The following is a 14,986-nucleotide window of genomic DNA, read 5'->3' on the forward strand; positions in this document are numbered from 1 at the left end:
TATTAAAATACCACTAAAGAGTATCAAGAATAAACAAAATAATGTAATTAAGATTGGATTTATATGCTGATGGTTGGATTATGAATGGATTGTCAAAATTTCCCTAAGAAAGTTTTTGATTCTTTTTCAGAGATATATGAGGAAATAGATGAATCTGGTGGAGAATTTGATTTTAGATATTCTTTGGCCAAAAGTTTTCTTGAAGGTGTTCTTGGTTGGAAAAGAAAAAAAGGAGAAGGCCATTTCAAAGTTGAAGAAGAAAGAAAAGATATACTAGCATTTGATGACAGTAATCCTCCTTTTCCAGTTTTAATTATAGAAACTAAGAAACCTTCAACTTCCTTAGGAATTAATGAAAAAGAACAACTTGATAGTTATTTTAGAGATGTTGGAAGTGCAAAATATGGTGTTCTAACAAATGGTAAAAGATTTATTTTATTTAATTATGATTCAAGCAAGGATGAATCAAATAAAGAACTAGAAATAGATTTAAAGCAAATAAAGAATTCTGAATTTGAAGAATTATCCGAAGACTATAAAAGTAAATTAAATAAACTACGTTATTTGAGTAGAAATCGATTTATTGGTTTTGAGGACTCAGAATATTTTAGAAATAATGTTAGGGAAATAGATGTTGAGTATAAAAGTGGAGAAAGTAGGGGATATGAATTATTTCTCAATAGCCTTAAGTTGTCTATAGGTAATTTAACCGAATTGATGGAGGAATTTTTTGTCTTTTACTCAGAAATCGAGGAGTATATTGGAGACTTTTTCGATTCCTCATATTCAGAATGGGAAGACTGGAGACAATTCACAGGATCAGAATCTAATCCAAAAGAGACATTTTGTAGAGAAACAGCGTATATAATGATAAACAGAGTTCTTTTTGCTAGAATACTTGAAGACAAAAAAATTGCTACTACCTCTAAATTATCAGGTGAGAGAATAGCTCATAAAATCGAAATTGAGAATGAACCATATCTAGATTCCTTTAAGGATTCAAAGGATGTTATAGAAAAACATTATCCGCATTTATCTGAATTAGGTATTTTTGATTGGTGGTGGGTTCCAGAAACCCAAAAATCAAGAATGTCTTATGAAATAAAGAATGAAATAAATAGTTTATATAATAAATTAGATTATGAATTAGGTCAGTTATTAAAGAAACTGAATCGATTTAATTTTGAAACTGTTAATCGAGATATTCTTGGTCATGTTTACGAAGATTATCTCCCACCACAAAAAAGGAAGGAACTAGGGGAGTTCTATACCCCTGTAGAAATAGTTAAGTATATTCTTGATTCTGTCGGTTATGTAGAGAACAAAAATAATTTAGGACAAAAGAAAATCTTAGATCCTGCTTGTGGGTCAGGTACTTTTTTAGTAGAATCAACAGACCGACTAATAAACCACTATTTAAATAAATTCCAAAAAGGAGAAGAGAAATTCCTCCAACCTGATGAAGCTAAGAAAATCCTTGAAAAAGTTGGAGAAAACATAGTTGGACTTGACATCAATTTTTTCGCTACAAACATAGCTGAACTAAACCTATTATTTAGAACAATAGACTTATATGAAATAACTAAAAAGAAATACAAAAATTACCAAATACCAAGATTCAACATACATTGTACGGATAGTCTAAAAGCATCAAGAAAACTAAGAGAAGCAAAAAAAACACAGTCCACATTTGAAGAATTTGCAAAATACAATGGAAGGGCAAAAGCCTTCATTCAAGATACAAAAGAAGCAGAAAAAATAAAAGAAAACCGAAAATTCGACTATGTTGTGGCTAATCCACCCTATGTAAAAATGCAAAATTTATCTGACATGAAAGAACATTATAGCAAAATATACGATACCACATATAAAAACTATGATATCTATGTCCCATTCATAGAAAAAGGTATAAAATGGCTAAAGGATAAGGGGGATTTAGGGTATATCACTCCTAACAGATTTTTGTTATCCGAATATGGAGAAAAATTAAGGGATTTCCTTTTAGATTACAAAATTTATCAAATTATCGATTTTAAAGAAACAGAGGTTTTTGATGCTTCTACACCATATCCCTGTATTTTAACCCTTAAAAAAACAAAAAAATCTTCAAATAAAATCAAATGTGCAAGAATCTCTAAGAAAGATGAAAGAATAACTACTAAACTCAAAAACTATTCAGGATCCCCATATCATAGAGAAAAAACATTTGATGTTTTTGAGTATGAACAATCTGATTTAGATTCAGGTTTTTGGACTTTAATGCCAGAAAAAGAATTAGAAGTTTTCAATAAAATAACAAACAAATCTCAAATAAAAGTAAAAAATTTTCTTAAAAACAACTTCGTAGGTTTACAAACCAGTGCTGATAAAATATATTTAGGGAGAATAATCTCTGAAAAAAATGAGTTAGCAGAATTTAAACCCAAAGGTGAAAAATCTAAATCTTTTTATATAGAAAAAAAATTACTTAAAAAGGTTTTGAAGGGCAAGGACATCGATAGGTGGATACCTGAGTGGAACGGATTATGGTTAATATTCCCTTACAGACTTGAAGAAACTAAAATGGAAGTTATACCTGAAGAAAAAATGGAAGAAGAATATCCTAAAGCTCTTGAATATTTCAAAAACTACGAATTCAAGTTAAGAAATAGAGCTGGATTGAAAAAAGGTGAAACTTTTTATAAATATCCTTACCGAAAAAATTTAGAAATGTTTGAAGGAAAGAAAGTCTTGGTAGAAGTATTAGCCCAAAAACCATCTTTTGCTGCAGATTTAAATGGAGAATTCTATTTTGTAGGAGGAGGAAACGCTGGCGGCTATGGAATGAACCCTAAAGAAAAACATCTAAAACACCCAGATTCTTTAAGTTTTTATATTGGTCTTTTTAATTCAAAAATAATCGAATTTTATCATAAACATAATAGTGTGATTTTTAATGACAAATATTACTCATTTAGAAAATCTTATACTAATAAAATACCACTAATAAAAGAAGAAAATACTAAAAAAAATTCAGAAATAAAAACAATTTCTAATGAAATTGTTTCAAGTTTAAACGAGAAAAATAAACTTAAAATAAAAGTCAACGATTTTTATAATAATTATAGAACAAATAAAATGGCAAAAAATGAACTAATCGATTTGGCAATCGATGTAAGTTTATCGGATGATGAATATAGGCACCAACCGATGCGTTATAATAAAGAAATGAAAGCTGACAGCCAAATAATTCATCAATTAGTTTTAAAGAGAGGACATAAGATTTCATTTGGTAATGAAGTTATACCAAAATATTTGCTTAAGTTATTGAAGTCTAGAGGAAAAAGAATTTCTAGGTCAAATCTTTTATCACTAAAGATACCTTCCGAAGGAAAAATAAAAGAAATAATGGAGGAGTATAGGTCAGACAAACAGAGAATTGGACAATTGGAAGATAAAGCCGAAAAATTAGAAGAAGAATTAAATGAGATTATTAGTAAAGAAATATATGATTTATCTGATTCAGATTTAGAAGTAATCAATAGTTTTCTAGAAGTTTGGTAAAATTAATTAGTTCTGATTTTTACTATATTTTGATAAAAGCATCAGGGTTGTAAACATCTTTTAAAACTGGGTGTTCCCAACGAATATTCAATCCCCAATACCCTCCCCCCTCCCTATCAGTTATTATGTAATCATATTCTCCCAATAAAAAAGGTATTTTTTGGTTTTTATATTTGAAAAAACGCTTAAGGGCTTCAGAATATTTCCTCAAAGTCTCTCTTTTTTTCATTTGAACACTTGGGTGCTTAAAATCTTCAATTAATTCTGATGGGGTTGGACACAAAACTTGTTCTTCGATTATCTTTTGACTATCATACCCATCATAAGAGCATGCTTCATAAAGTGAGACCCAATTAAATGGTTTATTATTTGCTTCTTCTACGACTATAATGGGGAACAATCTACCTTCACCACATTTATCACAAAAAGGAAAATTTATATCCAATATCTCAAATTCTCGGGCTTTTCTATCAAACAGAGCTATATAATAATCCCCCCAGTCATATTGACTTTTTTCATAATCTATAAGACTTTTATAATCTAGGTTTGTGGTCACATCGAAACGAGCAGGCCCATTATAATCTCCTGAAAAATCAGAATTATCACCAGCGTCTAAGGTTGGTGTGAGACTAAGTTTAGTTTCGAATTTTTTATAAAAAAATAGTTCCGCTTCCAACCCTGCTTTCCAGGTGGAAGGTATATCCTTAGTTTCTAGAAATTCTTTGGCTGATCTAATATTTTCTCCATTAAACTTATAAAAAAGGCGATTTCTTAATAGAAGGTATTTTTGAAAATTCTTTAAATCTTCCATAGCTACAAATGATGTTAAATATATTTTCATACTTAGTTTTTTTCCTTATTCAATAAGATAAATCTCTAAAAGAGTTTAAATACAGCTAAAGGATTAAAAACACCGTTAAAAAATAAAGAAACAAGTAAAAGATAACATTTTAAAATCAGCTCAATTCTAAATAAAAACGTAGAAACCATTGTTTCTGAAGAAAATAAATTAGAAAAATAACTTTTTAAGTATCAATAAAAAGCAATAACTTTTCCAAGCAACTTATTTTAAAAGTTTAATATTTAATTTATTTTTCCGTTAGCTCTATATAATTCATTCTTTCTGCATAAACTTCGTTGTTCTATTTGTTCTTTTGACAGATATTCCCTATTTAGATAGTTTTGTTTGGTGTTGTTATGGGTGTTTTGAATGGGGAGTCTATGTTTAGGAAGATTGGTCTGCAGGAAGCAGTTTTGTTGGCTGTTGTCTTGGTGAGTGGACTGGTGGCCTTCGGTTTAGGCCATTTCGAGATCTATGGCTATTCATTATCCGGTGTTTATGCTGGGTGGATTGTTATAGCCTTGATGATTGCTGGATATGCGTTGAATAAGAAAAGGGGTTGGCATCATTTTGAGGATTGGGAGAAAGGCCTGTTCATAGTCGCCGGCTTACTGTTGATCGGCCTAGAATACATTACGGAGGTTGGTAATACGTTTTATGGCAGTGAGTTATGGGGTACAGTCGGCTTAGCAATAGTTATCATTGCCTATGCGGTTCTGAGTTGGAAGGGATAAAGTATGGAAAGAAAGTTTCTTTTATTCTCCCTCCTACTCTGCGGGTTGATTGTTGCAGGTTCGGGGTCGGTGTATGCTGAAACAGGAACTCAAACGCATCAGGAGCTTGTTTGTGATGATGTTCTGGCTGTCGGTGAGTTTATCACGATTACTGAGGATGGTGAGGTCATTACCGATCTAACCACAATCACAGTTCTAAATAGCTCAGTTGACCTGGATAATAAATCTGTTTCTCTAGAGCTCAGCAGTTCTGAGTTGGTTGACGTTGTCTCAGTTTACATCGATAGTTCAGTTCTTGGTAATGTGAGTGTTGGTGATGTTGTTGTTTCTGGTGACCTTGAAATGGAGTTTGGTGAGCTTGAGGTGGTTTTAGAAGGCAATAACACTGCTTACTATGTTGAGGAGTTGGAGAATAACACGCATGTAGTGTTGTCTATTGAGTTTGATGGTGAATCTAAGGAGGTAGTGGTTATGGGTGGTTCTGGGTTTTTTGGTTGGCTTTCTGGTGATGTCGGTGGTTCTGGTGTTCCTGTTTGGGTTGTGTTGGTTGTGTTGGCTGTTGGGGGGTATATGTATTTAAATAGGGATGGTTAAGTTGCGGAAATCCTTTTTTCTATCCCTCCTCCTAATCTTTCTATTTATTGTGGGTGTGGGTGGTTCGGTTACTGCAGTTGATACTTCAGAAAACGAAACCGGTTTTTTGAGTGATTTTTTTCGGTTGATTACGGGGACGACGGTTCATGAGAGGTATGAGACGACTTATTTGGGTGCTGGATATACTTGGATAATGGATTTTTTCAGCAGTGATGATGATTGTGGTGATGGTGAGTTGAACAGTGTCATGATTTATGATTATGGGATGCAGTTGTCTAAGGATGATAGTTTTATCATCAGTGCTTTTAATAATGAGGTAACGAATACGGAGACGTTTGTTTGGAGTTTAGCTAAATCTGAGTTGCTTAAAGAACTTAATAATGGAAGTAGTTTGGAGGAAGCGCAGGTTAAAACTCAAAGAGTTATAGATGAATACTACAGCAACATAGAATATAACATCCTTCAACAGGTCAACAGCCAAGTTATGTCTATAGAGCATTTGATGGAGGTTAATGCAGAGATTGAAACTATATCCAACTATCCGTTTGAGGCTGAGTGGTATTATGATTATAGTAGTTGGCAGGATGGAAGCACTCAAACAGATACAAGGTATATGGATTTGAATTTGACGAAGTTTTATGATAGGGATGTTGTTTTGTTGAATGGGTCTAGTGTTTCAGTTCTTGATCACGAGCAGAAGGATGTTTCAAGTGTCCCCAACAACCATGGATCTAAAGTTTTCTATGTTTTCCCATACCCAGACAACGAACATGGCGTTGTCTGTGGTGGAGCCGCCAGTTCAAGAGATTCAAAAATATTGGTAAGCAATCCAATCGGTAGTGATGGAGAGGTAATAGACCTTGATATCTGGGAAGACGTATGGAAAGATCTATATTCCACTCATGAAATGATGAAAGACAACATGGAAGTCTACGTACATGAAGTCTACCAAGAATATAGCGACGGACTAAATCTAACTGGGGTTGTGGATCCATATGTTTTGGCGCAGCATTTGAATACATTGCATAATCAGACTGGGTATTATGGATATGCTGGAGCAGAACTAGCCTTACTCGGAATAAACACAACCATAAACGACCGATTCATCATCGAAATACACGAAAGCAATGTTCTGCAAGATAACAGTACCTGGGAAGGCATGTTATTTACAAATGCAGCCCTTCAAAACAATATACTTGAAACAGATAGGACCTATAACACGGAGAATTATTCTGCTCCATTTTATCTAGCAACTGATGAGGGCCTGTTCTGGCTTTATGAAACCAGTTTCGAAATTCTTGAAATCATAGGTTTTGATGGGGAAAGGTTAGAGGAGGTCGAGTTATACAAACCAATCTACCACACAATTAATGCTAGCCAGTTTGAGGATGAGCTTAAACAGATAGCTGAAATCTATGATTTGGTTAGCGATTGGAGTGCTGATAGTGGTGATGGTCAGGTTGATGGCATAACTGTTGGAGATCTTGGGGATTGGCTTAACAGGGATTTAGGTGGGGTGCCGTATTGGTTAATAATTTTAGGTATCGGAGCTTTCGTTTTCATTCGACGGGGTGGTTCTGGAGACAACGATATAATAGTCAGGCGGGAATAAAACATGCCTTCTTCGAACAGAAATGGTTGGTGTTGGGTGGGGGTTTTGTTTTTAATCTCCCTACTATTCCTTTCCTCCTTTCCATTAGTGTCAGCAGAGGAGTTGGAGGTGTCGGAGGGGTCTGTGGTTGAGGTTGATGAGGTAACTAGGGTTCTTGGTTATGAGTATAGTGGTGGTGTGCTTTTTATTGAGTTGGAGAGTGATTTGTCTCAGAGTGTTAAGGTTGTTGATAGTATGTTGGGTGTTGGTGGTGAGGGTGTTACTCAGGTTCCGGTGCAGAGTTTTTTGTTAGAGCGTGGCCATAACGTTATTGAGGTTGAGGTTGTTGAGTTCAGGGGTGATTTTGCTGTTTCTCTATCCACTTCTAGGGCGTTGGTGGTTGTTAGTGGTGACTCAGGTTTTTTGTTGTTTGATGGAGATGCTGATTGGAGTTATGTGCAGGTTGCTGGGGTAAGTGGTTTTTTATCCACACTTGTTTTGTTAGGAGTGTTAGCTTACAGAAAGAAGGGGGAGGAAGATGAAGAAGTATTTCAGAGGTATTGAGGTGTTGTTTTGGCGCCACCGATAATGCCCGTAATCATGGCAGGCCTGGTCCTGATAACTGGTTATCTACGGGATCCAAGGCATTTGGGTTTGTTGTTTTTGGTTTATTGGTTGGTTCCTTTTTTAGCAGGAGCTACGGTTATATCGTTTGAGTTGGGGTTGTTGGATGTTCTGGTTTTCCAACCAATGGATTACTGGATCAACATCGCTGTTGAGCTATCTGTTGGTTTTGTGACTGGGTTTTGGGAATCTTTAACTCCCTGGTGATTTTAGTTGATTGAGTTTATTTGTTTAGTCTGTGGCTGTAGGATACGAGGTTCTTTCTCGTATTCCTTTTATTTATGTAATGGCTGTATGAACGATTTGATTGAGTTATAGGGGTGGTTTGGTTGTCTAGGTTAACTGGATTTAATTTGGGTGTCGGGGAATGGATATCTGGTAACTTATTTAAGTTGATTTTGGTTTTCGTATTAGGGCTGGGTATCCTGTTTTTTGGTTTTGACTGGTTTGGGGTTGAATACCAGATAGCGTACTTTGTTTTTCTGGCTGGCCTAGTTGTTGGTTATCTTCCGATTCGAGAGGCTGTTGATTATTTATATAGTTCTGAGAGGGTTCCGTTGTTGGTGCTGGAGGCCGAGGCCTCAGGTATTGCAGTTTATGAATTATCTCGAGAAAAATTCCAGAGTATCGAGGTTATGGGTGAACTAACAAGTTATCGATGTGGAACCGGAGATCTCTATCTAGCAAGAAAGTATGACCCCGAGTCTAATCGAGCAGTTGGTGTTTGGATGGGCTATATAGATGACCTCGAACTAATGAGATCAAAAGAAGCAATCACAGAACTAAGAACAACATTAACAGAAGAAGCACAAAAAGGCTTAACACAAAGAGTCCGAATCCGATCAATCATCCAAAAATCCCTAAACAAAATTCTAGGACAAATCATCCAAGACATAGAACAAGAAACCATCTTCAAAGGAGAACAAATCGAAAAAACAATCAACGAAGTCTTCCAAGAAACAAAACAAAACTACAAAGAAAATCAAAACCGAGAGGAAATAAAACCAGAAAAAAAAGAAGAAAGGTCATTAGAGAACAAAAAAGAAAACAAGGAGCGGGGAAATGTCGAGTAAGGATAATTTAGCTTGGAGTAGCTTGGAGCTTCAAACTAAAATCAATGAGGACACAGAAACTTTACATAACCACACCGGTCTACTAAACCCAAAAGACAGATACAACAAACTACTCGAATACATATCCAACAACTATAACAACATGCAAAAAGAAACCCCCACACTAACCAACCACCAATACCAAGACCTACGGATCTACCGAGAAATACTAAAAAACCGATCCAGCAGGTATGTAGGCCAGGCATTACAAACCCACAACATCCCAGTAATAAAACGCATAGCCGGTAAACCTCCAGAAGGTAATGACCTCAGCGGATTACGAACCCTACAACTACTTGAAAATAGGTTGCGGCAGGAAATCTATATCTGTTATATTGCAGGGAATATGGGGAGTGGAAAAACAGACTTCGCCATCCTATTAGCCGAACTATACCACACATGGCTAAACGGAAAAGTAGCCAGCAACATCAAATCATTCAAAGAAAAAGATAGGTATTGCAGTGGGATACAAGAACTGGAGACATGGCTAAAATCAGACAAACAAAAAAGAGAAAAACAAAGCAATAAACTCTTCATCTTCGACGAAGCAAGTAGCCATGCCAGTGGATATTCAAAAGACAGTACAAAAGTGGAAAGACAGTTCTCAACCTTACTAAAAAAATTCAGAAAATACAAAGCAAGTTTAATAATAATCGGACACACCGGCAAAGACGTACACCCAGATATCCGGCGTTTACTGAATGATTATATTTTGAAGGTAGGGCGAAAGGAAGCAATCTTCTACAGATCAGTAACTGATGCGAAGGGGCGGGGACAGAGATTCAAATTACAGGGAATCCCTAAAACAAACTATACATTCAACACCTATGAAAACACAGAATGGAAATGGAGAAATCCAGAGATTGATGAAAGGTTGGCGCCGGAGTTCATGCCTGAAATCAAGAGAGCTAAAGAAGTAGTACATCAAATCCAGGAGAAAGGGATTGATGAATACGTAAATAGATATAAAAAGAACTACCACCCAGGCATGGAAGAGGGAACTATCAAAAGCTTCAGAAAAAACAAAATAATAAAAGACTACAAAATCAACAAAAAAATCTATAAATTTGTCCAAGAAGACTTAAGAGACATCTACGGAGTTAACAGCTAAAGAAATTTAGTAGAGAAAATAGAGTTTTTATGTGTATATTTGGGGTGAACGAAGTTTTGAGATATATGTGATCTGTAGGTTATTATTAATAATTTATTATTTCTTATATGCTAGTTATACTACACTTAAAATAACATGATTAAAATTAAGTTCATTTCTAACCTACACTTTCAATTTGATTTTGCTTCAAAAGTACTCCATTCTTCGTTGCCAATAAAGTGTATATAATAATTTCCATCAATTGGTTCTGGTAAATCTTGATTCCAGCTGTATTGGTTGGTAAAGTCTTCTCCATTTATCTCTACTATTTGAGCTCCCCAAGAGTTGACATACCAACTCCAATCTTGTTCTGGTGGGTCCTTTAGTACCCAATAATATTCTCCCTCTCCTTCATGTTCAAAATCAAGCTCTATAGGAGTGTAAATTTCATCTTCGAGCTCAAAAACTGCTATTAGCTCTATATCGTTATTCATTTCAATTGTTATTTCGCTATCTGTTTCTTGAATGTCTCCTGTCCATTCACTGAAAACCCAGCCTTCATCTGGGGTTGTTTCAATAGTTACCTCATCACCTTCTTCAAATATATGTTCGCCTGGTGCAGGGTTGGTAGTTCCTTCTCCCTCAACATCAATCGTCAAAGTATACTCTACAGGATCAGGGTCAGTTTCTTCGAATATTGCTGTTACCGTTTTGTCGCTATCCATGGTTATTGTTATTTCGCTATCTGTTTCTTGAATGTCTCCTGTCCATTCACTGAAAACCCAGCCTTCATCTGGGGTTGTTTCAATAGTTACCTCATCCCCTTCTTCAAATATATGTTCGCCTGGTGCAGGGTTGGTAGTTCCTTCTCCCTCAACTTCGATGTTTAGGCTGTATTCTTTAGTTGGGTCTTTAGGTTCGAGTTGTGTTACTGTTGTTGTCATTACTTGGATTGTTTTTCCTGATGGTTCGTGTATTACTCGGATCTCTATTTGGCTTGTTTGAGGTATCTTGTCTGTGGTTATCTGTATTTTTTCCCCCACCGACCATTTGTTGTCTATCCCATCTAATTTTGATAAGATGGTTGTATGTTGGTTTGATGTTTCTTCTAAATCGGTTATTGTTATCCTTGTGTTTTCTTTTGTTATTGAATCTCCAAATTTGTGGAACAATGTTATTGAGTGTTCTCCATCCCATGTTGCGTCTCTTATTTCAATAGAGGTTAGTGGGGATTTTTCTGAAGGTATTGCACCAAAGACTGCCACTGAAAAAATTCCTGCGAGGATTACTACTATAGATACCATTAAAATTACACCTAGAACTGGGCTAACTCCACCTTGACATCCTAATATCTTTTTTAATTTATCCAGCTCTAGATTGATTAGTGACATTTAGCGTCTAAAATATTCTATACGTTTAAGATATACTTTTGTAAGGTTATTTTTTTAGTTATATGCTTTATGTTTTTTAGTATACCTTTTAGGCATTATGTTTGTTTGAATTTTAGTTTTGTTTTTTGTTGTATGTTTTTGGATGTATGTGGGAGGATAGTATGTTATTTTTTATGGGAATGTTTTTATTATATTGGGTTATAGGTGTTTATTGTTAGGTTATTTAGGGGGGGAGAGGTTTTTTGGTTGGATATTCAGAAGCGTTTTAATTCCTATTGCATTATCCTCTCTCTTTAGCCTTAGCAAAAAATTTATTTATATTTATTAAAAGTGTATTTTTTTTAGGCACTACATCACCCAGTCTCTATTTTTTATGTAATTTTTGGTGGGTTTTTTGTTTGTTTTGTTGTGTAGTGCCTAAGTATAGGGTTTGTTCGGACTAAGGTGATGTAGAGTACAAGTGGTTTTTAGGTGGTTTATTTTTGTTTTTGTTTTTTGGTTGGGGTTTAGTCACTACTTTTTTATAAACGGTGTTGTGGGTTTTGGTTGTTTGGTGGTTAATTGTTAAAACAGTTCATTATTGTGGTTTGGTTGGTTTTTTCTTTTATTTTTTGGAGTATTTGGAGGTATTCTTTGGTTTCTGGTTCGTCTTTACCTATCTTTAAGGTTTTTAGGTGTTTTGTTTTTCATGTTGATTAGTTTTTTATCTTTGGTTATGTCTATTAAGTCTTTGTTTGCGTATTTTAGTGATTATGTTAGTTTTCTTGGTTTTATTGGTTTTTTATGGTTCTGTTTGTTGGATTGTTTTTTGGTTTTTTTAGGATTGTTTTGAATTTTGTTCCTCCTGTGTTGGAGTTTTTGATTTTTAGTTTGCCTTTGTATTTTTCGGTGATTTTTTTGGTTATGTATAGTCCTATGCCTGTGCCTGCGTTTTGTCCTGTTTTGTATCCTTTTTGGGTTATTTTGTTTTTTTGTTTGTCGGGTATTCCTTTGCCGTTGTCTTCTATTGTTATTATGCAGTGGTTTTCTGTTTTTTGTGATTTGATTTGTATTTTGTTTGCTTGGGAGTGTTGTATTGCGTTTTCTATTATGTTTGAGAATAGTTCTTTTAGTAGTGGTCCTCCGAGGACTTGGATGTTTTTTTCTGTATATTCGATTTTGATTCCTTTGTTTTGGGCTTTTTGCTCCATTTTGTTGATTATGTTTTTGAGTATTGGGTTTATGTTGGTTTTTTGTATTTTTTCTTCTATTTTGATTGTTTCTAGGGTTTCAATTTTATTTATTAGTTCTAGGGAGTCTTTAACTGCTTTTTTTGCTTTTTCTAAATATTTATTGGGTTTTTGAGGTATTTCGCAGTTGTTTAGGAGTTCTAGATAGCCTGCTATGGTTTGGGTGTTGTTTCTTATATCATGTTTCAGTAGGCTGTGTAGGAGTTCTTTATGTTTCTCCATTTTTTTGCGTTTGGTGATGTCTAGGGAGGTTCCTACGATTTTCTTCACTTCGTCTTCGATTATTACGGGTGATAGTTTGGTTATCAATGTTTTTTTTCCTGTTGGTAGGTCGTGTTGTTCTTCGTATGTGATGGGTGATTTTTTCTCTACACATTCTCTATATTTTTTTTCCAGTTTTTTTCCCATTTCTCCTAGGGCTTTTGTAGGGGTCTTGCCTATGATTTCTTTGTTTTTTATTCCTGTGGTTTCTTCGTGGTGTGGATTTAATCTTTGAATTATGAATTGATCGTTTTTTATATCTACTAGGAATATGTTGTTTTGTATGTTTTGGAAGATGGTTTTGTATTCAGCTGAAATTTTTTTCAGTTTTTCTTGATTTTTTTTGCATTTGGTGATGTTTCTTGAGGTGACTAAGATGTTGTCGCTATCCGGTAGGATGGTTCCGCTGGCTTCTTTCCAGATATAGGAGCCGTCACTTTTTTTCCATCTAAGTTCGACTTTTTCTTCTAGGTTTTTGGTTTTAAAATTAACGAATTCTTGAAATTTCTGTTTAACCCAATCTCTATCCTCTGGATGGACAAGTTTGAAAACGTCTTTACCTTTAAGTTCACCTTTGTCATACCCTAAACCAATCTCTCCGGCTTGATTTACGAAATGGATGGTTCCTTCGAAATCTATTATATAAATATAGTCGTTGGCTTCTTCAACCATTCTTTCGTATTTCTTCAGCTTTTTCCTTTTTTCTTTTAGTTTTGTTATGTCTAGGGCGGATTCGATAACTTTTTCAATGTTTCCTTCATTATCTTTTAGAGGTATTGCTGTGATTAACCAGTTTTTATCTCCTTCTGTAGGGGATATCTCTCCTTTTTCTATCTTTCCTGATTTTAAGGCTTTTTCAGTTGGACATCCTTTACAGGGTTTTTTCCGTCCGTACCAAGCTTCAAAACATTTCTGGCCTTTCAGTTCTTCTAAATCCATTTCTAGTGCATTTTGGTAGGAGTTGTTGGCCCAGATAAGGTTGTGTTCTGGGTTGTGGAATGCTATATAGTCGGATGTTTGTTCTAGTATTATTGATTGTATTTTCTCTGTTTTTTTCAATTTCTTTTTAGACTGCCAATTGTTATATTCTTGTTTTATGGCTTGGGCTAGTATTTCGTATTGGGTTTTCGGGTTACCTTTCTTTTGAAAATATCTATCAGCCCCTAAATTGAGGGCTTTCATCGCCACCTCTTCACGACCTCTGCCGGTGAATATAATGAATGGGATATCACTATTTCTTTTCTCTCTAATAATCTCTAAAAACTCGAGGCCATTCATGCCAGGCATTTGATAATCAGAAACAATTACATCAAATCTAGAGTTATTTAATCTCTTAAGAGCTTTTTTTGCGGAATTAACAGGTAGAATAGTTATCTGGCTATCTATTTTTTCTAAAAATAACTTGGCTTGTTCTGAGAAACTAGGTTCATCATCTACAAATAGAACTTTCATTTATCTATCACCTAATAAGTTGGTTTTTTATGGAGTTCTGTTTCTGGTTTTTTTGTTTTTTGATAAAAAAGGGAAAAGAGAGTTTTTTCCCTTTTTGTTGTGTTTAGTTTTGTGTTTTTGGTGGTTCTACCCAGATTACGAAGTCTGTTTGTTCTTTTATTACGCCTTTGACGTTTTCTGTTTTTATTGGGTTGTCGATTTCTTCGTTGGTTATTTGTCGTACTTGGTGGACTTCGTCTACTATCCATCCGATGTTGTCGTTGTTGTTTTGGTTTGTGTTTTCGAATACGATTATTCGTTTGCCGTTTTTGTTGTTTTGTAGGTCGAAGACGGTTTTTGGGTTGATTATTGTGGTTGTTTCTCCTCTTAGGTCCATTACTCCTTCTATGTGGTTGGGTGTGTTGGGTATTTGGGTTAGGTCGTCTTTGTCTACTACTTCTGCTACGTGGTTGAGGTCTACGCAGTATTTTTTGTTGTTTAGTTTGAATTCTATGACTTGTGTTTTGTTTTCGTTCATTTTTGAT

Annotated in this window: 12 protein-coding genes; 8 read left to right on the plus strand and 4 right to left on the minus strand. The window is 34.9% G+C overall.

Features of this window, described 5'->3' with window-relative positions:
- Positions 1–84: 84 nt before the first annotated feature.
- The gene (locus QEN48_RS02830) at positions 85–3,543 is read left to right on the plus strand and encodes an N-6 DNA methylase (RefSeq protein ID WP_280108896.1); all 3,459 of its coding nucleotides are present in this window, start codon (positions 85–87) and stop codon (positions 3,541–3,543) included.
- 22 nt (positions 3,544–3,565) lie between these two features.
- Here QEN48_RS02830 and QEN48_RS02835 read toward each other — a convergent pair whose 3' ends face one another.
- On the minus strand, positions 3,566–4,354 hold the full coding sequence (locus QEN48_RS02835) for a hypothetical protein (protein WP_280108897.1): 789 nt from the start codon (positions 4,352–4,354) through the stop codon (positions 3,566–3,568).
- Between the two features lie 395 nt (positions 4,355–4,749).
- Between QEN48_RS02835 and QEN48_RS02840 the strand changes: the two genes are divergently transcribed.
- From QEN48_RS02840 to QEN48_RS02870, 7 genes are all read left to right on the plus strand, one after another.
- Positions 4,750–5,118: a hypothetical protein gene (locus QEN48_RS02840; RefSeq protein ID WP_280108814.1), complete on the plus strand. Its 369-nt coding sequence runs from the start codon at positions 4,750–4,752 to the stop codon at positions 5,116–5,118.
- A 3-nt stretch (positions 5,119–5,121) separates the two neighbouring features.
- Positions 5,122–5,712, plus strand: a complete 591-nt coding sequence (locus QEN48_RS02845) for a hypothetical protein (protein ID WP_280108898.1) — start codon at positions 5,122–5,124, stop codon at positions 5,710–5,712.
- A gap of 1 nt (position 5,713) precedes the next feature.
- Positions 5,714–7,324, plus strand: coding sequence for a hypothetical protein (locus QEN48_RS02850; protein WP_280108899.1), 1,611 nt, complete (start codon positions 5,714–5,716; stop codon positions 7,322–7,324).
- A 45-nt stretch (positions 7,325–7,369) separates the two neighbouring features.
- Positions 7,370–7,867, plus strand: a complete 498-nt coding sequence (locus QEN48_RS02855; RefSeq protein ID WP_280108900.1) for a hypothetical protein — start codon at positions 7,370–7,372, stop codon at positions 7,865–7,867.
- A 9-nt stretch (positions 7,868–7,876) separates the two neighbouring features.
- Positions 7,877–8,134, plus strand: coding sequence for a hypothetical protein (locus QEN48_RS02860; protein WP_280108901.1), 258 nt, complete (start codon positions 7,877–7,879; stop codon positions 8,132–8,134).
- A gap of 122 nt (positions 8,135–8,256) precedes the next feature.
- The gene (locus QEN48_RS02865) at positions 8,257–9,000 is read left to right on the plus strand and encodes a hypothetical protein (protein WP_280108902.1); all 744 of its coding nucleotides are present in this window, start codon (positions 8,257–8,259) and stop codon (positions 8,998–9,000) included.
- The gene (locus QEN48_RS02870) at positions 8,990–10,150 is read left to right on the plus strand and encodes a hypothetical protein (RefSeq protein WP_280108903.1); all 1,161 of its coding nucleotides are present in this window, start codon (positions 8,990–8,992) and stop codon (positions 10,148–10,150) included. The genes QEN48_RS02865 and QEN48_RS02870 overlap by 11 nt, the downstream gene beginning before the upstream one ends.
- A gap of 170 nt (positions 10,151–10,320) precedes the next feature.
- On the opposite strand, the gene QEN48_RS02875 is transcribed toward QEN48_RS02870, so the two are convergent.
- The 3 genes from QEN48_RS02875 to QEN48_RS02885 form a co-directional block, all read right to left on the minus strand.
- Positions 10,321–11,520, minus strand: a complete 1,200-nt coding sequence (locus QEN48_RS02875; protein WP_280108904.1) for a type IV pilin — start codon at positions 11,518–11,520, stop codon at positions 10,321–10,323.
- A gap of 770 nt (positions 11,521–12,290) precedes the next feature.
- Positions 12,291–14,462, minus strand: a complete 2,172-nt coding sequence (locus QEN48_RS02880; RefSeq protein ID WP_280108905.1) for a PAS domain S-box protein — start codon at positions 14,460–14,462, stop codon at positions 12,291–12,293.
- 103 nt (positions 14,463–14,565) lie between these two features.
- Entirely contained in the window at positions 14,566–14,979 is a 414-nt protein-coding gene (locus QEN48_RS02885) for a chemotaxis protein CheW (RefSeq protein ID WP_280108906.1), read from the minus strand.
- Positions 14,980–14,986 lie beyond the last annotated feature (7 nt).

Source organism: Methanonatronarchaeum sp. AMET-Sl, assembly GCF_029854155.1.
Lineage (GTDB): Archaea > Halobacteriota > Methanonatronarchaeia > Methanonatronarchaeales > Methanonatronarchaeaceae > Methanonatronarchaeum.